Consider the following 24,871-nt stretch of genomic DNA (forward strand, 5'->3'; position numbering starts at 1 on the left):
CAAACAATAATTAAAAGAAATTTTTAAAGGCTAAGCACGGTTATATAGATACATCGAATCTCTAAAAGAATTTACCAATGTCGAATTTCATCAAATATGCTTGGGCGTTAACCTTTACTATTTTTACCCTTCCCGCTTTTGCCTTGGACGATGCAGTCAATACAGGTTTTTTTAACGATACAGCTATCGATGGTTACGACACTGTGGCTTATTTCACTGAATCTAAACCTGTAGAAGGTAATAAAAAATTTACGTTTAATTGGCGAAATGCCAATTGGCGGTTTTCCAGCGAAAACAATTTAGAGTTATTCAAAGCAAATCCAGAAAAATACGCACCACAGTACGGCGGTTGGTGCGCCTACGCCATGGCTGATGAAGGTAATACAGTTCGAATAGATGCTGATGCTTGGGATATATATGAAGGTAAACTATATTTGAACTACAGTAAAAATGTCCAACAAAAATGGCTAGAAAATAAATTAAACTACATTCAACAAGCTGATAAATTCTACCCCAAAAAAACAGATGTCTTAATTTACACCAATCTAGCTAAATAATTGATCGTTCAGCGAAAATGGTATTATGCACAAGATCCAAAAGTAATTAAGGTTAGGTAGAAGACTCTGCAATTGGTATTAGCTGTAACTTTTACAGGCCATTGCAGATTGAAACTCAAAGTTTAGCGAGTGCAGTGCATATTTATTACACAGCAAAAAGCTATTAATGGTCATTATTCTCTCCCGTTAATATTTGACAATGCTGCTTACTCACAGTAATTTGATGACCGCGTTTTTTAGTTAACCTGATTTTTAATCGTTGTAACGGAGCAGTTAGAAATGGAACTTTTTCTAAATGGAATATTTAGCTTCCCTACCATAATATTCACTATACCTCTGATTATTCTAATGCTTTTTTGGCTATTAGCATTTGCAGGTTTGGTTGATATCGAAATATTTGATATTGATACAGATTCTGATGCCGAAGTATCTGGCGGGGGGTGGTTACAAAGCTTAGGCTTAAGTGGCGTCCCTCTTACCGTAGCTTTAACCCTAGTCGATATCTATGCTTTTGCTTTTACTTATTTAGCGCGTAAATATTTAATGCCTTTATTAGATGGGGTGTTAACCGCCACAGCCATCGGTTTTATTGTAGCTATTTTTGCCATAGTGATCGCCATTCCTCTTGCGGCACTTTGTTGTAAACCTTTACGCAAGTTTTTTCACACACATCAAGCCATATCAAAAAGAGACTTAAATGGGATCATTTGCACTGTGACAACACAAACCGTGACCGACACTTTTGGTCAAGCGACCGCAGATGATGGCATGATTTACAGTGTAAGAGCGCAAATTCCGAATGACCTGTGTAAAGGAAGTCGAATAGTTTTATTAGAGTTTTGCCAAAAAACAGATACCTATTCTGTTGCCAGTGAAGCTGACGTGATGGCTATGTCATCTACTAGTATTTAACCCCCTTATTGCCAATTCAATGATAGTTAATGGAGTAAATAAATGAATACCCAAAGTGATGTGATTTTCTGGATTTCCCTAGCTGTTGGGATATTTGTTTTAGTAATTGGCATGATTTTAATGTTAGCTCGTCTGTACAAAAAAGTTGAGCAAGGTCGCGCCATGATCATCAACAAAATGGGTAACGAACCCACAGTGACTTTTACTGGAGGTGTTGTACTGCCTGTTTTTCATAAAATGGAAATAATGGATATATCGCTAAAAACCATTGAAGTAGATAGAAGTGGCTCTGATGGCTTGATTTGTAATGACAATATTCGCGCTGACATCAAGGTAGGATTTTTTGTAAAAGTAAATAAAAACCGTGATGACGTAATGAAAGTCGCCCAAGCGATAGGCTGTGAACGCGCTTCCAACATTGCTACTTTAGAAGATTTATTTAGTGCTAAATTCTCTGAAGCGTTAAAAACCGTAGGTAAGTCACTGGAATTCGAAGACCTATATGCTAAGCGTGACAAGTTCCGCGACATGATTATCGATAATATTGGTACCGACCTTAACGGTTATGTATTAGAAGATGTGGCCATTGATTATCTTGAACAAACTCCTCTTGAAAAGTTAGATCCTAATAATATTTTGGACTCGCAAGGTATTCGTAAAATTACTCAACTAACCGCAGAACAACATATTCAAACCAATGTCTTTCAGCGTGATGAAGAGATGAAAATTAAACGTAAAGACGTCGAAACTCGCGAAGCTATTTTAGAACTTGAACGTCAACAAGCGGATGCTGAAGCCAAGCAAAAACGCGAAGTTGAAACGGTTATTGCCAGAGAAACCGCCGAAACAGAGCGAGTTCAACATGAAGAAAAACTCAAATCAGAACAAGCAAGGGTGCAAGCAGCACAAGAAATTGAAGTCCAAGAGCAAAATAAACAACGAGAAGTTGAAGTTGCCGAAAACAACAGATTACGTGCTGTAGCGATTGAAGAAGAACGAGTCATTAAGGCCCGTGAACTAGAACAAATTGAGCGAGAAAAAGAAGCATCATTGCAACGTATTGCCAACGAAAAGTTACTTGAACACGAAAAGCGTGAAATTGCAGATGTTATTCGCAGCCGTGTAGAAGTAGATAAAACCGTTGCTGAAAAAGAAGAAGAAATCAACGACGTACGAGTAATATCAGAAGCAGAACGTTTAAGAAAATCTAAAGTAATAGCTGCGGAAGCTGATGCAGAAGAGGCATTAGTTAAAGATATCAAAGCCGCAGAAGCAGCAGAGAAATCAAGTGAATATATTGCCAAAGAGAAAATCACTATTGCTGCTGCCGATTTAGAAGTAGCAGAAAAATTAGCCTTATCACAACGTAAAGAAGCAGAAGGTAATGAAGCGTTAGCTGCCGCTACAGGTCTTGCAGAGGCTAAAGTGATGGAAGCGAAAGCTATTGCTAAAGAACAAGAAGGCATGGCGGATGTGCGAGTACAAGAAGCTATGGCTGACGCAGTTGAAAAAACCGGTGTAGCTGAAGCTGAAGTGATGGCGAAAAAAGCCGCGGCTGAAGCAGAAGGCATGACTAAGAAATTTGAAGCCATGGCCACTATGTCTGAACAACAACGTTCACATGAAGAATTTAGAATGCGCTTAGACAAACATCATGAGCAAAATATGGAATCAATCACCACCAATGTTGAGATTGCCAAGCAACAGGCTCTAGTGTTATCCGAAGCACTTAAAGAAGCAAATATTGATATTGTGGGTGGTGATACTAGTTACCTTGATAGTTTTGTGAAATCCCTTTCGGTAGGTAAAGCCATAGACGGCACGATTGGCAAAAGTGAAACCTTACAAACTGCTTTCGCCGATCACTTTAATGGCGACGCCAGTTTTGTCGAAGACGCCAAAGAACTGATTGCTGGCTTTGGTGGCGCTAGTGGTAATGCAAAAGATACAGCCATTACGGCGTTAGTGGCTAAATTTCTTAAGGAAGGCGGGGACAACCCGCAAGTAATGGAAATGGTTGCCAATGCTCTAAGTAAAAAGAACAACAGCACTGCAAGCTAATAAATACTCCGTGGGTAGTGAACCACTACCCGTTTTAATTAGCTGGGAGCAATTGCTATGACAGATCACACTACGACCGAGCACACCAATACGGGGCAAAATCAGGTCGATCAAGCGGTCGCCGAGGGCGGAGCTTATGAAGTTATTCGCGCACGTTTAACCGAACAAGCCTCTCACCTGAAACAAAAAGTCGATAAACTTAACCAAGCCCGTATTGCAGAGTTTGGTCAAGCCAAATTAGAAGTATTAAGCCGTGTTCGGGTACGCACTGAAAACAACTGTGTGGCCCGAGATATTGTACCTGTAGGGGACAATATTTTATTTGGTTACAATGTCTTTATTGGTCTGAAAAAAGAAACCTCAGTTAGCGATGTATTTGGCTTATTCAAGCTAAAACAAAATAACAGTGTCTACGAACTTGAACCTCAAGACTTAGCCGACAGTTTTTTAGCTGACGCCAACTTCACCAAAGAATTTAACGAATTATATGTTTATTACAAAGAAGCCCGTTTAATTCAGCTTAAAGTTCAAGCTCAGACACTTTTTGCGGTATTCCAAATTGGCCGAAAAATAGAAGACACTCGAGTTTTTCAATGGCGTATCAATAAAGATGGCGACCCAACTTACATTGATAACCGAGGTGAACGCGCACTTAAAAACGTACCTTCACACGACTTTGAATGGCAAAAAGCCGGCAGAGAACAACACGAAACCGGTCAACATCCTCATATAAATATTCTCGATCAAGTATTCGTCGAAACCATAGGTGGCAAGCTTACTATCAAGGTCGAAAATAATACCGAAGACGGTTTAGGTATTTATAACGAACCAGTAGAAGATCAAACTCAAAGCTTAGCTGATGCAGACATTCAATATGCACAAATTGGCACCTTGATACTACTTAAAATCCAACCATACCGAGAGAAACAGTATCGCTTTTTAGTGTTCAACACTCGTACTACCCAAGTCAATCGTATTGATGCTATTGGTTTAGCTTGTGTGTCTTTGCCTGAAGATCATGGGATCATCTTCCCCGGCGGATATTATCTACAAAACGGTGACACAAAATCTTTTCCGGATGAAATCGAAGGCCTTAGGTTTAAGCGCAGTATTCGTTCACCCAATGGCGAAGACGTATTGTATGTTTTTTATGAACCAGAATCAGGTTTGGTTGGTTTATATTCCTATAATTTAATTCGTAAAGAATTACAAAATCCTATTTATGCACATGGTTATAGTGTGTTTGAAGATGGCACTATGGTGGTGTTTGTAGCCGAGGACGAAGCCACCCGTGTACATCCTATGCAAGTGTGGGAAACGCCCTATTTCAGTTCAGAGCATGCAGCTAAACAACCAAGCTCCGACAGTTTTTTTAGTCGTATAGGCAATAAAGAACTGGTCCGTGGCATTTCTGACCTGATTGCCATTAATCGCAGTGTCAGCAATCCTAATCCGAGTCGTAATTTATACGAAGATCTGATTAAAACCTGTCGTACTATGTTCGATAGTTATTATTGGTTGGGCGAGCCAGAGGTCGACGGTCTAGGAGACGTCGTTAAACAAATCACTGCTACTTCTGAGTTGGTAATCGATGAATTTATTAAAGTTGAACAAATTCGCTTACAAGCAGATAAAGCTTTAGCCCAAGCAGAGCAAAAACAAACGGACGTATTAGCCACAGTTAAAATAAGCGATTGGCAATCACCAGAACAATTTGTTCAATGTTTAACAGCCTTGCGCCAACAAAGAGGGCACTTGATCACCCTTAAAGATCAGCGTTATATCAACAAAGAACGTATTGCCGAGTTAGATCATCAAGTAACCGAACAGTTTGAAATAGTTAGTAGCGCCACTGTTAATTTTTTAGCGGCAGACCAAGCCTTACAACCTTATCATGACAAAATTATCACTTTAGAAAATGGCTTGGCGCAAGTGACTTTAGTGGTCGACATCAAACCATTAATTGAAGAATTAGATGGACTGTCGTTAGGTTTAGATTTATTAACTGAAATACTCAATGGTTTGAAGGTTGATGACGCTACCGTCAGAACTAAAATACTTGACGATATTTCAGAAATTTACGGCAAACTCAACCAAGTTAAAGCGCAAGGTAAAAAGCGCCGTAAAGAGTTAGGCTCAGGAGAATCTTCTGCTGAATTTGCCGCTCAATTTAGATTATTTTCGCAAAGTATAAATAGTGCAATTGCTATGGTCGATACGCCCGATAAAGCTGATGAACAGCTATCGAGGCTGATGATTCAATTAGAAGAACTAGAGTCAAAATTTAGTGAATATGACCAGTTCCTTAGCGATATCATGGATAAGCGGGAAGAATTACACAGCGTATTTGAAAGCCGCAAACAAAGCTTGCTTGAAGACCAACAACGCCGTTCACAAAATTTATTTTCTGCCGCAGAGAGAATTTTAAAAGGAGTCAGCAGGCGAGCTAATTCTTTTAACGATGCCGACCAACTGAATACCTATTTTGCTTCTGATCCTATGGTGATGAAGATAGCTGATTTAGTTGCACAGTTACGAGAGTTAAACGACCCAGTTAAAGCCGATGACTTAGAAGCGCAATTAAAAGCGGCTAAAGAACAAGGTATTCGCAGTCTACGAGATAAACAGGATATTTTTGAAGATGGCGGCGCTATTATTAAATTGGGCCGACATAAATTTAGCGTTAATTCACAAAATCTTGATTTAACCTTATTGCCCCGTGAGGATGGTTTATATCGTCACTTAGTGGGTACTGACTATTTTGAGCAATTAGATAATCAACAACTAAATGATCTTAAACCATACTGGCAACAAGCCTTAGTATCTGAAAACAAAGATGTCAGCCGAATCGAATATTTAGCCTCACTAATTATTCGTGATGCAGAGTTACAGCAAAATGGTCATTCTATTCACGCTTTATACCAATTAGTGAATGACCCAAAAGCACTGCTAGTTTTAGTGCGACAATATATGGCTGATCGTTATCAAGAGGGTTACCAAAAAGGTGTACATGACGCCGATACAGTCAAACTGTTACTAGCCATTTTACCTGTACATGAAAAAGCCGACTTATTACGTTATGCGCCAACATCACGGGCCTTAGCCATGTTATTTTGGACGTTTTCGCATCGCGAGAAAAATCAGCAAAAAATCTGGCAAAGCCATGCATTTAGCGCCGAACTATTGGCAAAATCATTTAATAGCCGCAATGGTTTTGTGCAACTACAAGACACATTATTTGAAAAAATCTGCCAGTTTTGCCAGCGCTTTGCTCTGCAGTTTGACGATAATATCATTCAGCAAAGTACCGAATATTTAACTGCCGAGTTAGCTTTGCCCAAATTGGCATTTATCAGTAGCCGGCCAGCCAAACTGTTAGCCGAAGGTTTTAACAAACAACTCGATACTCTTGGCCATGCCCACGAATTTCAAGCAGCTATGGCACAGTTTAATCAAATGATTGAACAAGCTGAACATAAACAGCCTCAAGTAGGCGGATTAGAAGAACAATGGACTCTTATCAACGCTTGGTTAACAGCAACCTTAGCTGACAAAGATAGGACACAATTAAGTCACTATTTAACTGAAGCCGCAGCCTTAATTATTTGCCAAGGAAAAATCAGTTTACGTGCCAGTAAAGTGGATTTAAACGTGACAGTTAACGACTTACTCAGCGACCATAAAAATATTGTTGAAAGTCAGCTGATTCTTTCTTTAGATGAATACAGCGAACGACTGAATAACTATCATAATCAACACGTAACCAACTTTCATCGCTACCATCAGTTACGTCAACAAGAGATGCACAATAGTAAACGTGAACTACAACTTGACGCGTATAAAGCCAAACCATTAAGTTCATTTGTACGTAACCGCTTAATCAATGAGGTTTATCTGCCTATTATTGGTGACAACCTAGCGAAACAAATGGGTACAGTTGGTGACAACAAACGTACCGACCTAATGGGCTTATTATTACTTATTTCACCACCCGGCTATGGTAAAACCACCTTGATGGAATATGTAGCAGACCGCCTTGGTTTAGTGTTTATGAAAATAAACTGTCCGTCACTTGGACATGATGTGACCTCTATCGATCCAGAGAATGCGCCTAATGCCACTGCCCGCCAAGAACTAGAAAAACTCAATTTAGGTCTAGAAATGGGTAGTAATGTCATGCTTTATCTAGATGACATTCAACATACCCATCCAGAATTTTTACAAAAATTCATTTCATTGTGTGATGGCACAAGGCGAATCGAGGGTGTCTGGAAAGGCCAAGCTAAAACCTACGACATGCGTGGCAAAAAGTTCTGCGTGGTGATGGCTGGAAACCCCTACACTGAGTCTGGTGATGTGTTTAAGGTACCTGACATGTTGGCTAACCGTGCTGACATTTATAACTTAGGTGATGTACTGGGCGGCAAAGAGCAACAATTTGCCCTGAGCTATATCGAAAACGCCCTAACCTCCAATCCAGTACTCGCCCCCTTAGCATTAAGAGATATGCAAGATGTGTATAAACTGATCGCTATGGCACAAACTGGTCAAGCTAGCAGCAGCGACCTAAGCCATCAATATAGTGGTGCTGAAGTTAACGAAATTATCAGTGTATTAAAACACCTGAGCGCAATCCAAGAAGTCATCCTCAAGGTCAACTTAGAATATATAAAATCTGCGGCTAGCGCCGAAGATTATCGCCAAGAGCCGCCATTTAAACTACAAGGCAGTTACCGCAACATGAACAAAATGGCCGAAAAAATTTCAGCCGTGATGAACCATGATGAACTTATGCAACTGATTGGCGATCACTACACAGGTGAAGCACAAACTCTGACATCTGGCGCTGAAGAAAACTTACTCAAATTAGCCATATTACGAGGGGTCATGGATGAAGAAAAAACGGCACGTTGGGAACATATATGCAGTGCCTTTAGTAGCAAGCAAAGCCTAAAAGTAGAAGGCGATCCCACCACTCAAGCGGTACAACAACTAGGTCAAATGGCTCAATCTCTAGAAGCCATAAAACTCGATTTACAACAATCAGATACCACAGATTTAATCAAACCCATCAACCGCGTAGCTACGGCTATGCACTTGTTGAGTAAAGTGTGGTCAGGGGCCTCAGAAGACGATTTTAAGAAGAAAAAATAGTTTGAAATTACACATGGCTTTCACGATAGAGAGAGTACATAGTTTTAAAATTAGCGATTAAAAATATGCTTTCAATTAGGATCCCCCCCATCGAGCCTACAATCAGATTATGACTTAACCAACATACTGTACCGCAAGACATGTAGACTCGCATTGCTATTCCTTTCTCGCGGAATAACCCCCAAGAGCCAGCAATAATAGCAACAGATGGCAAGATATGGACTAGCGAATCGATATTGGAAATTGAAATGGATACCGCTATAAATATAAATAGGCTCATAGCCCAAACATTTTTAGTTCGACTCGATACGAAATTTCTTACACTGCCAAGTAGTGCTAAACAAGTACTAGTATATTGCTCTAGCATAAAGAAATGCACTGCCATACATAAGGTAAACACAGTAAGATAATATCTAAGGTGTTGATCGTCTTTTTGAAAAAAGGCACTCACACCAATGATTAACGCCACTAAGCCCAGAGATTGCGCCCAGGGTGCTTGCCAGAATAGATGATGGATTGAATTTATAAGATCGATAGGAGTTTACTGCTACTAATGAGTATTTATTAGCGTGTATTGCAACACTCATATAAAAAATAAGCTAGTAAAGTTATGCTTGAATACAGTAATAGCCATATAGATAGAAAATGATAGGAGCATTCTATTGATAACTGTAAATAAATCAGGATTATTTAGACCGTGATTCACTATTGAAAATCACACAATAAAGGGTAATCTAAAATTATAATTATAATAATAATGGTAATGATTTGATGAAGCCCTATCTGCTCGCTGTATATATAACTTTGCTGATGCTAAGTACCAGCATCGCTAATGCTGAGACAATTCGTTGGGTGACTGAATCATGGCAAAATTATACGAATAAAGACGGTAGCGGCTTATACAATGACATTTTACGTAGCGTTTTTGCTGATCATCAGCTTGAAGTCACTTATATGCCTTGGAAAAGAACACTCCTTGAAGTCAAGAATGGCACTGCCGATATAACTGGAGCTACGAGCTTTGTCAGCGGTTATATTACCTCCCAACATCCTATCTTAGCTGCCCCCATCAGTGTTTTGCTTAATAGCAATAAAATCAGTTATAAAGATATAACGTCGTTAACTAACTATAACGGTGTCTGGCCCAGCCCTTATAAAAATGAATTTTTCTTTGGCTTGAACAAAGCTCTTTTTAATGGGTTTTCAGTTCAAGACCGCGAAACCGCTTATAAATTATTGGTTTCTGGCCGAGCAGATTATTTTCTAGATACCAAGGCTTTACATTTAGCTTGGTTAGAAAAAAAAGCAACGAGCCCCTCAGAAACAATGAAGAACTATGACTTTCAAATGGAAGACATTAGCCAATTAGATCTGTATATGATTTTTACCGATAATGCCCGTGGGCAACGTTTAAAAGATATTTATGATAATGGCATAGATAAATTGATACAAAATGATGAACTTCGAAAATTATATGAAAAGTATCATTTCCTAGAACAAATACCGGACTTTCAAAAATAGTGGTGCGCATCCTGAGCGAAGGATACAGCAGCATGAAACAGACTAAGCAGAGTGAAGCAGTGAAAGCAGTGGTTAGTGAATAGGAGCTAGTAAATAGTTTTTTCGGGCTAGATCAGATCATAACGTTCGTCATTTCTCCCCCATATTGTTAGCTGGAATCCATTCAAGAATAAAACCTAAAGATTAAAGCGTATCACATAGTAGCACAGAGAATAACAAATGCGGCTTCGCCGAAAAGACCAAGACAAAAACCATTACCACAGAGGCTGCGCTACACAGAGGAAAACATAAAAGCAGAGTGAGTAGAATGGAGCAAAGTAAAACAGTAAAAACAGTGACTAGTAACTATAATAACTGCCCATATGATTTAGGATTGGTTTATATGTATCACACTTAGTGATACCATTCACTATACTAAGAGGCATAAATGCATCTATTCAAAACAAAGCTATTCGATAAATGGGCGAGTAAGGAAGGGCTGACAGATAAAGCCTTAATAAACGCTATCGAAGAAATGGAAGACGGGCTAATCGACGCGGATCTAGGTGGTAGTGTTTATAAAAAGCGAGTTCCAATAGAGGGAAAAGGAAAAAGTAGCGGACTTAGGACGTTACTTGCTTTTAAAGTTAAGAATAAAGCATTTTTTATGTATGGGTTCTCGAAAAATGATCGTGGCAACATCAATGCTAGCGAACTAAAAGCATTGAAAAAATTAGCAAAAGAATTGCTTGGTTATAGCGATAAGAAATTACTAGATGCAATTAAAACTAGCGCAATAAAAAAGGTGAAATAATATGAACGAAAGTATTCTAAATGCCGTTCACGAAACAGCAAAAGACCTTCATAATTCAGGTGTCATGGATGTACAAACTATGCGTGATTTTGACGCATTATGTTTACCTGAAATTGAACAATATGAAGCATCCCATATAAAGGCGATAAGAGAAGAAGCTAAAGTAAGCCAGCGTGTTTTTGCAGCCTATTTAAATACTAGCGCATCGACTGTTAGGCAATGGGAACAAGGCGTTAAAAAGCCACGAGGCACTTCTTTAAAACTATTAGACTTGGTAGCTCATAAAGGCTTGAATGCACTAGTTTACTAACTAGTGACAAACCATAAAGATTAAAGCGTGTCACTGAGTAGCACAGCGAATAACTGATGCGGCTTCGCCGAAAAGAGTAAGACAAAAACCATATACTTGCACGAATTTAAATTACAGCTTTTTATTAAGAATTAGAGTCTGATAAGACGGAAGCGATTTAGTGTATTTCAACTGAAGTCTATGTAGTTATTACAACAAAATGGATTCCTGCTAAAAGCATGCAGGAATGACGGCACTTTGAGTGTTTCATTGTGTTTAACGGCGAAGCATGTTCTATATTTTTAAGTGGCACGCCATGTTTTGTGTAGGCAGTCCCCCCTGCCTCAGATTAGCTGTCGGCGAAGCCGATGCTTTTGATTTTGTCGCGACTCCATATTTCAAATAGACTTGCCAGATGTTCAGACAGGGACGTCTGAGCAAGGCGAATTGCTTTACATGGATGTTACCTTTCGCCGCTCTGGCATTGAAGTCTATTTTCAATATGGATTAAAAATTGGTGGAGGCCGGCATTTTCTGGTTACTCTTTTTTGCTGTTGTCTAAATTTACCGGATAAATTTTGAACGCACTTTAGTGCGGCCCGAAGGGTGAAATACACGGATGTATTTCATAAAAAGAGTAACTGGTGCGGCAGGGATGCCGTATCAAACCCGCAATGGATTGCGGTAAGCGCTGCGCATGCTTTGAGAACGAAGTGAATGCTGTTTTTATCTTTGTCGGCGAAGCCGATGCTGTTGCTTTACCCGCGCCTACAAATTCCCCATCAAATGATTGGCTTGTCGAATGCCCGAATAGGGACATTCGGGCAAGGCAATCTTTTATAGCAGGACGCGACTTATTGCCGTTTCGACATTAAAGCCAAGTATTTTATGGATTAGACAAAAGTTTCTGGAAAACTTTTGAACAGCTTTAGCTGGTTCACGTAGGGGCATGGATAGCCCGAAGTAAATTTGTTTGGAGGCCGGCATTTCTTGTTTATACCATTTTCACTAAGTTTGTGATCTAATTGAGTTATGTATTCTTATCTTAATTCTTCTCATGCATAGCTTAAAAAATATCGATTTTTCGACACTCATAGCGAAGGAAAAAAATGCTCGGATGCGAGTCAGATTAATGGCCCTTTCACATATTCAACAAGGCGTTAATCGCACGCAAGCGGCTCGGTATCTGCACGTCAGCCGTAGAATGGTGAATGAGTGGGTGAAGCGCTTCAACCAAGATGGTTTGGACGGATTAAAGGAAAAGCCGCGCTCTGGTCGGCCTTGTGCTTTATCAGCTGAGCAACTGCAGACGTTGAAAATTTACATTGAGTCTCATGCCATAAAACCTGATGGTGGAAGGCTCAAAGGCACACTCATCATTGACTATGTGAAGCAAGAATTTGGTATTACCTATGGCCTGACTAACATATATCGTCTACTGCATCAGCTAGGGTTTTCTTGGATAACCAGTCGCTCTAAGCACCCTAAGCAGTCCCAAGAAGCTCAAGACGAGTTTAAAAAAACTGCAGATTGAAACGATCAAATTGATCCCAGGCCATGTCACACTGGATAAAGTCGATATTTGGTTTCAAGATGAGGCTAGAATAGGTCAACAGAACACCACTACACGTTTATGGGCGAACAAAGGTAGTCGCCCTAGAGCGGTCAAGCAACAACAGTTTGAGTATGCGCATTTATTTGGGGCTGTATGCCCAGCGACAGGTGAAACGGAAGCCTTGATAACCCCTGTGGTGAACAAAGACATTATGAGACAGCATTTAGAGTTGATATCCAAGCGTACTCAGCCTGGCCGCCATGCACTGGTGATAATGGACGGTGCGGGTTGGCATACAGACGATATTGCGCATGACCTAGATAATACCAATCACGATAATTAATTTCCCACCTGTGCCCAATTTCTGGCGCACAATTTGATAACCTTTTCTTTATCGCTGATAAAGTTATTCCATGCCCGACTGCATTGTATGACAATATCCTCATAGCTATCAAAGCATTGATTGGCCAACTCATTTTGCCTAAGCCATTGCCATACCTGCTCGATTGGGTTTAGCTCTGGAGAATAGGGCGGAAGCTTGATGATACTCACGTTATCTAGGTCATGCGCAATATCGTCTGTATGCCAACCCGCACCATCCATAATCACTACTGCATAGCGATCCAGTTGTGTGCGATTTGATATTAATTGTAAATGTTGTCTCATAATGTCTTTGTTCACCACAGGGGTTATCAAGGCTTCTGTTTCACCTGTCGCTGGGCATACAGCCCCAAATAAATGCGCATACTCAAACTGTTGTTGCTTGACCGCTCTAGGGCGACTACCTTTGTTCGCCCATAAACGTGTAGTGGTGTTCTGTTGACCTATTCTAGCCTCATCTTGAAACCAAATATCGACTTTATCCAGTGTGACATGGCCTGGGATCAATTTGATCGTTTCAATCTGCAGTTTTTTTAAACTCGTCTTGAGCTTCTTGGGACTGCTTAGGGTGCTTAGAGCGACTGGTTATCCAAGAAAACCCTAGCTGATGCAGTAGACGATATATGTTAGTCAGGCCATAGGTAATATCAAATTCTTGCTTCACATAGTCAATGATGAGTGTGCCTTTGAGCCTTCCACCATCAGGTTTTATGGCATGAGACTCAATGTAAATTTTCAACGTCTGCAGTTGCTCAGCTGATAAAGCACAAGGCCGACCAGAGCGCGGCTTTTCCTTTAATCCGTCCAAACCATCTTGGTTGAAGCGCTTCACCCACTCATTCACCATTCTACGGCTGACGTGCAGATACCGAGCCGCTTGCGTGCGATTAACGCCTTGTTGAATATGTGAAAGGGCCATTAATCTGACTCGCATCCGAGCATTTTTTTCCTTCGCTATGAGTGTCGAAAAATCGATATTTTTTAAGCTATGCATGAGAAGAATTAAGATAAGAATACATAACTCAATTAGATCACAAACTTAGTGAAAATGGTATAAGGTGAGTATCATCAAGCTTCCGCCCTATTCTCCAGAGCTAAACCCAATCGAGCAGGTATGGCAATGGCTTAGGCAAAATGAGTTGGCCAATCAATGCTTTGATAGCTATGAGGATATTGTCATACAATGCAGTCGGGCATGGAATAACTTTATCAGCGATAAAGAAAAGGTTATCAAATTGTGCGCCAGAAATTGGGCACAGGTGGGAAATTAATTATCGTGATTGGTATTACTTCTTTTTGCTGTTGAAAAGAAGTAAATCGGGTCGCAGGGATGCGGCTTGAAAAAAGGCATGGATGCCGTACGCGAAGCGTATAGTAAGCGCAGCGCATGCTTAGTTCGCGAAGCGTATAGTGTGCAAAGCACATAAGTGAACGAAGTGAATAATCTTTGTGAGCAAAGCGAATGCTTTTAAAAATAAAAATGGTGCCGACTACCGGAGTCGAACTGCTATGAGGCTTAGCTACTGATTACAAGTCAGTTTGAGATGATCTGAAGAAAAAATGGTGCCGACTACCGGAGTCGAACTGGTGACCTACTGATTACAAGTCAGTTGCTCTACCAACTGAGCTAAGTCGGCACTGTTTTTTACTTCAAGTGACGCTACTTTCAGGTTGTTGGTAAACTACCTTATTAGGCGGTTAGCCCCGAAAGCGAGCGCTATTCTATTCACAAATAAAATTTTGTCAAACAAATAACGCAATTAGTTTTCAACTGCTTAAAACTGCGCCAATCTTGCGGCTTCGTCTTTGAGCATGGGGAAAAATTCTTCAGGCAAATATTCAACCAATGCTTGTATGCTTTTCGATAACTCTTTGTAGTTATCTGCGCAAAGATTGAAATGCCCCATCTTACGCTTAACTCTTGGCGTTTTACCATACCAATGAAGGTGGCAACCAGGGATACTCAACATATCTCTGTTGAAGTCTTTACAGCCAATAATATTAATCATCGCTGTAGTACGTGTGACTTTAGTCGAACCTAAAGGTAGTCCTCTGACCGCACGTAAATGGTTTTCGAATTGACAGGTCTCTGCACCTTGCATGGTCCAATGCCCAGAATTATGCACCCTAGGGGCGATTTCATTCACCAACAACTGCTGACCCATTTGGAAAAATTCAACCGCCAATACACCCACGTAATCTAGAGATTCGGCTAACTTAGTGAAAATTTCTTGGGCTTGCAGATTTAGATCTTCATCGATATTAGTTGCTGGGGCGATAGAGACATGCAATTGGCCTTCGTAATGTAGGTTTTCCGCTAAAGGGTAAAATGCGATATCGCCAGCTTGATTACGCACAGCAACTAACGAGACTTCCCGTTCAAAAGACAGCATTTTTTCTACAATTAAGGGCACTTCATTTAGATCTAATTTTGCCAAATGTCTTTTTAAATCAGGCAACTGTGACTTGTCTTTTAAGCGCCATTGGCCATAACCATCATAACCATCACGACTGGCTTTGATAATGAGTTTTTCACCCAACTTATCAATTGCTGCATCAAGTTGATCTACTTCAGTGACAATAGAAAAGGGACAATTAGCGATACCTAGTTTTTCCAATAACTTTTTTTCACGTACTCTATCAGCACCAGTTAATATGGCTTCGGCACTAGGTTTTAATTTATTGCTAGCGTGTACTGTTTCAAGTAACGCTTCAGGTATATGTTCAAATTCAACTGTGACAACATTCGCTTCTTCTATAGCTGTATCTAAAGAACAATTGACAACATTTTTACTGATAGGATCAACTATTTTATTATCAGCGACATCCACAGCCTGTACTGTTAACCCCAGAGGATGACCCGCTAAAGCCATCATTCTTGCTAGTTGTCCAGAACCTAATACTAAAATACTCATATCACACGACTCACGGCAATTCTAAAGCGGGTTGGGCTAAAACTGTGGCGGTTTGTTCAGCTCGGAATGTCTTAATGGCTGCTGATACTTTAGTGTCTTGCAAAGCTATAATTTGTGCAGCTAATAAACCAGCATTCGCCGCACCCGCTTCACCTATAGCTAAGGTCCCAACTGCCACGCCTTTTGGCATCTGCACAATAGATAACAAAGAATCAATACCATTAAGTTGACTTGAACGCACTGGCACACCAAATACAGGCAAATGGGTATGAGCAGCTATCATGCCAGGTAAATGTGCGGCACCACCCGCACCACCAATGATCACTTGAAAGCCTAAATCAGCGGCTTGTTCAGCGAACTCGGTTAAAAGCTGAGGTGTACGGTGAGCTGAAACAACTTTGGCTTCGTAATCAACGCCAAGCTTTTCTAACATAAGAGCAGCTTGCTGCATGGTTGGCCAATCTGATTTTGAACCCATCACTATTGCCACTTTAGGCATAACTTTTCTCGCTTAAATTAATTCTAAGTTGAGTGGACATAGATTTATAAAATCTGCTATGTCCCTAAAATTTGAAGCTGGCTATTGTAGCCCATTGCTATTCGCTAAGAAACCTTAAGCCGTATCGTGACAATTAACAAAACCAGTGGGTCTGTAAAATACGAATGGTCTTACAAGCTTTATAAATAGCAGTCGCTTTAAAATAAAAAATCCGCCCAAGGTTTCCCGCGGGCGGATTGTAAACGTTAAATATGTTTAACTTTTTTGTCTACGCATGGCAGTGAAAAACTCATCATTGGTTTTTGTCATTGACAATTTACCAATCAAAAATTCCATTGCATCAATTTCAGACATTTCATGTACGATTTTACGTAAAATCCACATTTTCTGTAATTCATCTTGGGTAGTCAGTAATTCTTCACGACGAGTACCTGAGCGATTGTAATCAATAGCTGGGAATACACGTTTTTCTGCAATTTTACGATTCAGGTGTAATTCCATATTACCTGTACCTTTAAATTCTTCGTAGATAACTTCGTCCATTTTAGAACCTGTATCTATCAGTGCAGTAGCGATAATGGTTAAACTACCACCTTCTTCAATATTACGAGCAGCGCCAAAGAAACGCTTGGGTTTGTGTAATGCATTGGCATCAACACCACCTGTTAGCACTTTACCTGATGAAGGAATAACAGTGTTATATGCTCTAGCTAAACGGGTGATTGAGTCTAATAAAATCACCACGTCTTTTTTATGTTCAACTAAACGCTTGGCTTTTTCGATTACCATTTCAGCTACTTGCACATGGCGACTAGCTGGCTCATCAAAAGTAGAGGCAATGACTTCGCCGCGAACAAGGCGTTGCATTTCAGTTACTTCTTCTGGACGTTCGTCAATTAATAATACCATTAACAAACATTCTGGATGGTTGGCCGCTATTGATTGAGCAATATTTTGTAATAATAAAGTTTTACCCGCTTTTGGCGGTGCCACTATCAAACCACGTTGGCCACGGCCAATAGGAGAAGCTAAATCTAAAACTCGTGCGGTGATATCTTCACTACTACCATTGCCACGTTCCATAGTTAAACGTTCGTTGGCATGTAAGGGAGTTAAGTTTTCGAATAAAATTTTATTACGAGAATTTTCTGGGCGGTCGTAGTTTACTTCGGCTATTTTTAACAGGGCAAAGTAACGTTCGCTGTCTTTTGGTGGGCGAATTTTCCCAGCTATGGTGTCGCCAGTACGTAAGTTAAAACGTCTAATTTGACTTGGCGATACATAGATATCATCAGGCCCAGCTAAATAAGATGAATCATTGGAACGCAAGAAGCCAAAGCCGTCTTGAAGAATTTCCAATACACCGTTGCCAAATATATCTTCACCGCTTTTGGCGTGAGATTTTAAAATGGAAAAGATGATGTCTTGTTTACGTGCACGAGCCATATTTTCTAGCTTCATTTCTTCGGCTAGACTTACGAGTTCGCTGATCGGTTTATTCTTGAGTTCCGTTAGGTTCATAATTGGTGGGTCTTTTTTGCTAAAAGCTTGGCTTTACAGCCAAGTTTGATTGAATGATTCAATGGTATTTACTTATTTACTATTTTTGAGTTGAGCAAAACTAAAATACAAGGTCTGTTCAGGTAAGAACATGATAAAACTTAGCATCAAAAATCAACTTAGTCTAGAAAATTGTTTGCTATGTAATCAACTCAGTTAATTTTTTGTATCTTAATACAACTAATTACAGGCTTATTGCTATAAATTTAGATAAAAATAAAAAACTCAGTTTCAAGTTGTAACTGAGTTTTTTATTATTCAAGCACTATACTGGAACTAAATATTTTCGTTCAAGAACTCAACTAATTGCGCTTTAGATAATGCGCCCACTTTAGTTGCAGCAACATTTCCATCTTTGAATAATAACAAAGTGGGGATACCTCTGATGCCATACTTTGGTGGTGTTTCGTTATTTTCGTCGACATTCAGCTTGCCAACTGTTAACTTGCCTTCAAATTCGTCAGCAATTTCATGCAAAATTGGCGCGATCATTTTACAGGGGCCACACCATTCGGCCCAAAAGTCAACTAACACAGGACCAGCAGCATTGATAACATCGGCCTCGAAACTATCGTCAGACAAGGTGATAATTTTGTCGCTCATTTTTTTCTCCGTAATTTTTTCTGTTGCTGTAAATATTTCAGCGCGGTTATGATTGTTATATAGAAACTGGTTTTTAATGCAAGCAATGATAAGCTATAAGCTATGCAAACTACACACTTAACCGATACACATTTTTCAGATTTAGCCATAAATAAGCAGGTTATTGAGGCATTGTCTGCCGCCAACTTTAATCACTGCACCCCTATTCAGGCTTTGAGTTTACCGCCATTACTGGAAGGTAATGACATCGCGGGCCAGGCACAAACAGGAACAGGCAAAACTATCGCTTTTTTAGTTGCGACTTTCCACTATTTGTTGTCTAACCCACAAGACTCAAAACGTCAACCTAGGGCTATTATTATGGCTCCGACTCGTGAACTAGCAGTGCAAATTTTTAACGATGCAGAATTGCTTAGTAAACATACGGGTTTATCCCTTGGCTTGATTTATGGGGGCGAAGGTTACCAAAGTCAACGTGAAAAGTTACAAGAAGGTGTAGATATTATTATCGGCACCACAGGTCGTATTATCGACTACTACAAACAAAACATATTTTCATTAGAGGGTATACAAGTAGCTGTGTTGGATGAAGCCGACAGAATGTTTGATTTAGGCTTCATTAAAGATATACGCTATTTATTCCGCAGAATGCCCAAACCAACTGAACGTTTGAGCATGTTATTCTCGGCTACATTATCTTATCGCGTGCAAGAATTAGCATACGAACATATGGATAATCCTACCCATGTGCAAATAGAACCCGAGCGTAAAACCGCTGAGCGCGTGAAAGAAGAGTTATTCTATCCGTCTGACGAAGATAAGCCTTATTTACTATTAACTTTGATGGAAGAAGAGTGGCCTGAAAAAGCCATTGTTTTTGCCAACACTAAGCACAGCTGTGAAAGGGTGACCGATTGGTTGCAAGCAGATAATCATAGAGTAGGTTTGTTGAGTGGTGATGTACCGCAAAATAAACGTTTAAAAATTCTCGAAGACTTCACTTCTGGTAATGTTGATATACTAGTAGCCACTGATGTCGCAGCACGCGGATTACATATCGCTTCAGTTAGCCATGTATTCAATTATGATTTACCTGACGATGCTGAAGATTATGTTCACCGTATAGGTAGAACAGGCCGGGCTGGACAAAGTGGCAGCTCTATTAGTTTTGCCTGTGAAAAATATTCACTTAATTTACCTGCCATTGAAGAATATGTGCAACACTCCATCCCTGTTTCAGAATATAATCCAGCTGATTTAATCAGAGATGTTGAACCACCTAAGCCTAGATTTAAAAAACGTGTACCCAATGGCAAAAGTCAACAAAGACGTCATACAGGACCCCGTCCACATAGAAAATGAATAATATCCCAACTGTTTCTTCTTTTGCTCAACCTGAGCAGTTATATGCCGCAGTAGATTTAGGCTCTAATAGCTTCCATATGGTAGTTGTTAGGGTCTCTGCGGGTAGTGTACAAATAATTGGTAAAGTAAAACAAAAAGTTCGTTTAGCCGCTGGGTTAGATGAAAATATGTACCTTGACCAAGATAGCCTTGAACGTGGCTGGGACTGTTTAAAAGTGTTTGCCGAACGCTTACAAGATATTCCTTTATCTAATATTAAAATTGTTGGCACTGCCACCTTACGCTTAGCCACAAATGCTGATGTATTTATCAAACGTGCGGAAGAGATTTTACATCACAAACTAAACGTAATTGATGGTTTAGAAGAAGCCCGACAGATATATCTAGGCGTAGCTTACACTTCTGCCAATCAAGGTAACTCCTTAGTTATCGACATAGGTGGAGCCAGTACTGAGGTGATAGTCGGTAACGACATGACCCCCATTCATTTGGTTAGTCTAAATATGGGCTGTGTCACCTACAAAGAGCGATTTTTTACCGATGGTACAATTTCACAAGCGGCATTTAATCAAGCCATAGAGCAAGCAAAGATATTACTAGAACCAGTAATAGATGACTTCTTAAGCTTTAATTGGCAACAATGTTTAGGCGCATCGGGTACTCCTCAAGCCATAACCGAAATTTTGGTCACGCAAGGAATAAGTGACTCTATTCGTTTAGACTATTTACATAATTTAAAACAGCAATGTATAGACTGTGGCACTTTAGATTCATTACAAATTGATGGTTTAACTGAAGCCAGAAAAATAATATTCCCCAGTGGTTTGGCGATCTTAATTGCCTTATTTGAACAATTAAACATTCAAGAAATGCAGATTTCAGGTGGCGCGCTGCGAGAAGGTTTAATCTATGGCATGTTAGATAACATGCAGCAAAATGATAGACGTACCCAAACGTTAGAACAAACCATTGAAAGGTTTCATATTGAGTCAACTCACGCTAATAGAGTAAAAAACTTATCTTTAAGTTTATTTAAACTGGTTCAGAAGCAAGTAGATTTGGGCAAGGTGGATTGTGAACCCATGTTAATTGCAGGCGCTATGTTATGTGAATTAGGCATGCACATAGAGTATAAACAACATCATATGCATGGCGCATACATTTTAAAGTACTTGCCTATGGTCGGTTATACAGAGCAACAACGCATGGGCATTAAAACCTTAGTGCAAAGTCATAGACAAGACATTCAGCTTGATTTGTTTGAGTCATTTCATCCTGATGTGCGAAATGCCTTACAAATATTAACACGCATCATACGCTTGGCTTGTATCTTATCTATCCGTCGTAAAGATCATCTACTCGCTGAGTTTAGTTTCATTATCGAAAACGAAAAATGGCTATTGCAATTCCCTGAAAATTGGTTGAAATCTCATCCTTTAATTGATGCTGAACTAGCTAATGAAAAATGGCAGCAACATAAAGTCGGGTGGAAATTAGAGTGTATTTAGGCATTACCCCCGGTAAAGAATCATTTAGTTGAATAACACAGACAAAATGGACATTTATTAGACAGTTGAGTATGGTAGAAAGCAAGGTGGATTTTCGTACGCAATAACAGGTTATTGTTAGAAGATCCAACGGGGCTGGGCGCAAAAAAAGCGTTATTGAGAGGTTCGGCTTATCCCGAGCTCAGGTTATTTAGTTAAGGTTATATTTTTGACGAGCCAAAATATCTCATTCTTTTCGAGAATCTTTAAATAATATGAATCAACTCTTTGGTTCCGTGAAATATTCATCCGAGGTAAATGAATATACCTTACAGGCCATGCTTGAAAAAGCTTTATCACAAAAGCCTACAGGGTTATTTATTTTATGTTGTGAGCAAAGTCTAAATCAGTTAAATTCTTTTGAGTCATTTTTACAGTCGATACCTATTCCAGTATTTGGCGGTGCTTTTCCTTCGGTTTTGTATGATCAACAAGCACAAGAACAAGGCATTATTTTTGTGGCTATGCACATGCCTTTAGATATCAGAGTTTTTCACGACTTAGACCAAGCTAAGGCCTTTGAACTTTCTTTTAACCTAGCAGAATACCAATCACTAATAGTCTTAGTCGACGGGCTTTCTCGTAATATCGAAGATGCTTTAAATCAAATTTTTCTACAAACCGACTCCGATATTGCGGTATTTGGTGGTGGAGCTGGATCTTTAAGCTTTCAACAAAAACCTTGTATCTTTACTAATCAGGGCGTGTTTGATAATACAATTGTAATGGTTGCTATGCAGCTGAAAGTGAGTTTAGCCATCGGTCATGGTTGGCAACCTTTAGCTGGCCCCTATTTAGCCAATCAAGTAGACGACAACCATATTGTGCAGCTTAATTTTCAACCTGCACTAGAGGTATACCAACAAGTAGTAGAAGAACATAGTGGGAAGAAGTTCAGCGACCACGAATTTTTCGACTTAGCCAAAACTTACCCATTTGGGATTGAACGATTAGATGACGATTTGCTAGTACGGGAGTCCCTTACATTTGAAGAAACTAGCCTAGTTTGTGTAGGTAGAGTACCTGAAAATGTCATGTTATATATTTTAGGTGGGCAACCACAACAACTGATTAATGCTGCAGCTAACGCGGTAGAAATACATGCTAAAAAATCAACTATTTCCCAAGCTATGTTATTTGATTGCGCTGGCCGAAAATTATTCTTAGCTGATGAGTTTGACTCTGAACTTGAACAAATCACTTCTTCACTTAATAGTAAAAATAAACTTTTTGGTGCCTTAGTATTAGGCGAAATTGCTTCAGGGCAATGTGGCGGCATACATTTTCATAATAAAACTGCGGTTATTGCTATGACTAAAGATGACCAATAAATGAATACGATAAACCGTACTTTACAGGTCATTTCCATTCAGCATGAATTATCTATGAATATTGGCTTAGGCTTACAGTTAGATAAAATGCTCGACCATTTTATGCAAAGAGCTCAACGAAGATTAAGTCTTTATTCAATTAATGTCATTTACGACCTAGACAAGTCAGCAAATCACAGTTCAGCATATCTATCGTTTCCAAATAAAAAAAATGTGCAAAAAAATTGGTTGTTAACAAAGGCTCAGACGCTCTTTGAACAACATCCAACAAACTTTACTGAAATAAAAACAGATTCATACTATTACTATTTTTTTATTATTCCTGAGTTTGGGGTGTTGGTATTAGAGCGTAAACACCAAGCTATAGATCTGATGATTTTGCATGCCTTACAGCCCCTACTCACTAAATTGTCGATCAGTTGCCAAGCCTGTATTGAACACCAAAATTTAAAAACAGAAATTGAAGCCAGAAAACAAGCTGAACAACAACTTATTCAGCAATCTTTGTTAGATCCACTGACGGGCTTAGCAAATAGAAAAATGTTTATTATAAAACTCACCGAAACCATTACTAATACATTAAACAATGGAAAATTTGGTGCAGTTTTTTTTATTGATTTAGACCGCTTTAAAGTGATCAATGACAGCTTAGGACATAATATTGGTGATCAAGTTTTAAAGTTTGTCGGCCAGCGATTCTTAAAGTTTGCTGATGACAACAACACCATAGCAAGAATGGGTGGGGATGAATTTGTGCTGCTCGCTAACAATTTATCTAATGACAAAGATATTGCTAAAGCTAAGGCTACGGCCATAGCTGAAAAACTATCAACACAAATAGCCAAACCTATTTATATTGGTGAAAACACTCTTAGCGTGTCAATAAGTACAGGAATAAGCCTTATCCCCTTAGAAAATCCGCAGGTACAATCCATTGAGCAGCAAGTAAACTTAATTATACGTAATGCTGATATAGCCATGTATAGCATTAAGCACGCAAATCGTAATGGCTTTAATTTTTTCAATAAAAACCTGCAATCTCTTTCTGAACAACACACTCAAGTAGAGAAACACCTAAAATTGGCCATTGAACGTCACGAACTTGAAGTTAATTACCAACCATTAGTAGACAAAACCGGCCAAATATTTGGCGCAGAAGCTTTATTAAGGTGGAATAACAAAATACTCGGCCAAGTCAGTCCAGTACAATTCATTCCAGTTGCAGAAGAGTCTGGTTTAATTATCGAAATTGGTAAATGGGTATTGGTAGAAGCATGCAAACTACACAATCAATTACATGCCGAAAACCCAGACACTAAATTCAAATATATCAGTGTTAATGTCAGTCCAAGGCAATTTAATCAAGCTAGTTTTGTACAAGATGTAATCAATATATTAGAAAAATTTAATATTCAAGGTCAGCACATCAGAATTGAAATCACTGAAGGTGTAGCGATGGATAATATCGAACTTGCTATACATAAAATCCGAGCACTTAGAGAGTTTGGTATTGAATGTATGTTAGATGATTTTGGTAGTGGTTATTCATCCTTATCTTATTTGAATAAACTGCCTTTAAAAACCATCAAAATTGACCGCAGTTTTGTCAGTAATATTGATAGTTCTGAATACCATCAAGTTATAATTCATGCAGTGCAAGAAATATGTCGCTACTCACAACTGGAATGTATTGCTGAAGGCGTAGAAACTCAAACTGAATTCGATTATTTAGCAACTCAAGGGTTTAATGCCTACCAAGGATATTACTTTCACAAGCCGATGCCTGTGAAAGCATTTTTACACTCTCTTTTATTGTGATTGGTTATAG

At 39.4% G+C, this 24,871-nt stretch carries 19 protein-coding genes, 1 tRNA gene and 1 pseudogene; 14 read left to right on the forward strand and 7 right to left on the reverse strand.

Features of this window, described 5'->3' with window-relative positions:
- Window positions 1-77: 77 nt before the first annotated feature.
- From GQR87_RS19850 to GQR87_RS19865, 4 genes are all read left to right on the forward strand, one after another.
- Window positions 78-557, forward strand: a complete 480-nt coding sequence (locus tag GQR87_RS19850) for a YHS domain-containing (seleno)protein (RefSeq protein WP_158972417.1) — start codon at window positions 78-80, stop codon at window positions 555-557.
- A 279-nt stretch (window positions 558-836) separates the two neighbouring features.
- Window positions 837-1,469 (forward strand): hypothetical protein, encoded by a 633-nt coding sequence (locus GQR87_RS19855; RefSeq protein ID WP_158972419.1) that lies wholly within the window; start codon window positions 837-839, stop codon window positions 1,467-1,469.
- Between the two features lie 42 nt (window positions 1,470-1,511).
- The gene (locus tag GQR87_RS19860) at window positions 1,512-3,530 is read left to right on the forward strand and encodes a flotillin family protein (protein WP_158972420.1); all 2,019 of its coding nucleotides are present in this window, start codon (window positions 1,512-1,514) and stop codon (window positions 3,528-3,530) included.
- A gap of 57 nt (window positions 3,531-3,587) precedes the next feature.
- Window positions 3,588-8,684, forward strand: coding sequence for a DNA repair ATPase (locus GQR87_RS19865; protein WP_158972422.1), 5,097 nt, complete (start codon window positions 3,588-3,590; stop codon window positions 8,682-8,684).
- Between the two features lie 7 nt (window positions 8,685-8,691).
- On the opposite strand, the gene GQR87_RS19870 is transcribed toward GQR87_RS19865, so the two are convergent.
- Complete coding sequence (locus tag GQR87_RS19870; protein ID WP_370459646.1) at window positions 8,692-9,219, reverse strand: YgjV family protein; 528 nt, start codon at window positions 9,217-9,219, stop codon at window positions 8,692-8,694.
- Between the two features lie 236 nt (window positions 9,220-9,455).
- On the opposite strand from GQR87_RS19870, the gene GQR87_RS19875 reads away from it, so the two are divergent.
- From GQR87_RS19875 to GQR87_RS19895, 5 genes are all read left to right on the forward strand, one after another.
- The gene (locus GQR87_RS19875) at window positions 9,456-10,205 is read left to right on the forward strand and encodes an ABC transporter substrate-binding protein (protein ID WP_158972426.1); all 750 of its coding nucleotides are present in this window, start codon (window positions 9,456-9,458) and stop codon (window positions 10,203-10,205) included.
- Window positions 10,206-10,632: 427 nt separating this feature from the next.
- Window positions 10,633-10,998 (forward strand): type II toxin-antitoxin system RelE/ParE family toxin, encoded by a 366-nt coding sequence (locus GQR87_RS19880; protein WP_158972428.1) that lies wholly within the window; start codon window positions 10,633-10,635, stop codon window positions 10,996-10,998.
- A 1-nt stretch (window position 10,999) separates the two neighbouring features.
- Window positions 11,000-11,308, forward strand: coding sequence for a DNA-binding transcriptional regulator (locus tag GQR87_RS19885; protein WP_158972430.1), 309 nt, complete (start codon window positions 11,000-11,002; stop codon window positions 11,306-11,308).
- A gap of 1,036 nt (window positions 11,309-12,344) precedes the next feature.
- Window positions 12,345-12,821 carry an IS630 family transposase gene (locus tag GQR87_RS19890; RefSeq protein WP_199271653.1) on the forward strand — a complete coding sequence of 159 codons (477 nt, stop codon included), beginning with the start codon at window positions 12,345-12,347 and terminating at the stop codon, window positions 12,819-12,821.
- Window positions 12,822-12,831: 10 nt separating this feature from the next.
- Window positions 12,832-13,185 (forward strand): transposase, encoded by a 354-nt coding sequence (locus GQR87_RS19895; RefSeq protein ID WP_158972432.1) that lies wholly within the window; start codon window positions 12,832-12,834, stop codon window positions 13,183-13,185.
- On the opposite strand, the gene GQR87_RS19900 is transcribed toward GQR87_RS19895, so the two are convergent.
- A protein-coding gene (locus tag GQR87_RS19900; RefSeq protein ID WP_158970245.1) for an IS630 family transposase occupies window positions 13,182-14,217 on the reverse strand; the annotation gives its coding sequence in 2 pieces (ribosomal slippage) (window positions 13,182-13,757 and window positions 13,759-14,217; 1,035 coding nt in all). The two genes, GQR87_RS19895 and GQR87_RS19900, sit on opposite strands and share 4 nt — an antisense overlap.
- Before the next feature lie 64 nt (window positions 14,218-14,281).
- Here GQR87_RS19900 and GQR87_RS19905 point away from each other — a divergent pair.
- A pseudogene (locus GQR87_RS19905) lies at window positions 14,282-14,494 on the forward strand (transposase); the annotation flags it as partial.
- A 290-nt stretch (window positions 14,495-14,784) separates the two neighbouring features.
- Here GQR87_RS19905 and GQR87_RS19910 read toward each other — a convergent pair.
- The 5 genes from GQR87_RS19910 to trxA all read right to left on the reverse strand — a co-directional run bounded on the left by GQR87_RS19910 (window position 14,785) and on the right by trxA (window position 18,800).
- Window positions 14,785-14,860 (reverse strand) — tRNA-Thr (locus GQR87_RS19910).
- A 138-nt stretch (window positions 14,861-14,998) separates the two neighbouring features.
- Entirely contained in the window at window positions 14,999-16,138 is a 1,140-nt protein-coding gene (locus GQR87_RS19915; protein ID WP_158972434.1) for a 5-(carboxyamino)imidazole ribonucleotide synthase, read from the reverse strand.
- A 10-nt stretch (window positions 16,139-16,148) separates the two neighbouring features.
- The gene (gene purE, locus GQR87_RS19920; RefSeq protein WP_158972436.1) at window positions 16,149-16,637 is read right to left on the reverse strand and encodes a 5-(carboxyamino)imidazole ribonucleotide mutase; all 489 of its coding nucleotides are present in this window, start codon (window positions 16,635-16,637) and stop codon (window positions 16,149-16,151) included.
- Between the two features lie 255 nt (window positions 16,638-16,892).
- Complete coding sequence (gene rho / locus GQR87_RS19925) at window positions 16,893-18,158, reverse strand: transcription termination factor Rho (RefSeq protein ID WP_158972438.1); 1,266 nt, start codon at window positions 18,156-18,158, stop codon at window positions 16,893-16,895.
- Between the two features lie 315 nt (window positions 18,159-18,473).
- Window positions 18,474-18,800 carry a thioredoxin TrxA gene (gene trxA, locus GQR87_RS19930; RefSeq protein WP_158972440.1) on the reverse strand — a complete coding sequence of 109 codons (327 nt, stop codon included), beginning with the start codon at window positions 18,798-18,800 and terminating at the stop codon, window positions 18,474-18,476.
- Window positions 18,801-18,902: 102 nt separating this feature from the next.
- On the opposite strand from trxA, the gene rhlB reads away from it, so the two are divergent.
- The 4 genes from rhlB (at window position 18,903) to GQR87_RS19950 (ending at window position 24,861) form a co-directional block, all read left to right on the forward strand.
- Window positions 18,903-20,162: an ATP-dependent RNA helicase RhlB gene (rhlB, locus tag GQR87_RS19935; protein ID WP_158972442.1), complete on the forward strand. Its 1,260-nt coding sequence runs from the start codon at window positions 18,903-18,905 to the stop codon at window positions 20,160-20,162.
- Entirely contained in the window at window positions 20,159-21,673 is a 1,515-nt protein-coding gene (locus GQR87_RS19940) for a guanosine-5'-triphosphate,3'-diphosphate pyrophosphatase (protein WP_158972443.1), read from the forward strand. The genes rhlB and GQR87_RS19940 overlap by 4 nt, the downstream gene beginning before the upstream one ends.
- 254 nt (window positions 21,674-21,927) lie before the next feature.
- Window positions 21,928-23,043 carry an FIST signal transduction protein gene (locus GQR87_RS19945; protein WP_158972444.1) on the forward strand — a complete coding sequence of 372 codons (1,116 nt, stop codon included), beginning with the start codon at window positions 21,928-21,930 and terminating at the stop codon, window positions 23,041-23,043.
- The gene (locus GQR87_RS19950; RefSeq protein WP_158972445.1) at window positions 23,044-24,861 is read left to right on the forward strand and encodes a bifunctional diguanylate cyclase/phosphodiesterase; all 1,818 of its coding nucleotides are present in this window, start codon (window positions 23,044-23,046) and stop codon (window positions 24,859-24,861) included.
- Window positions 24,862-24,871: the final 10 nt, after the last annotated feature.

Source organism: Paraglaciecola sp. L3A3 (genome assembly GCF_009796765.1).
Classification (GTDB): Bacteria; Pseudomonadota; Gammaproteobacteria; order Enterobacterales; family Alteromonadaceae; genus Paraglaciecola.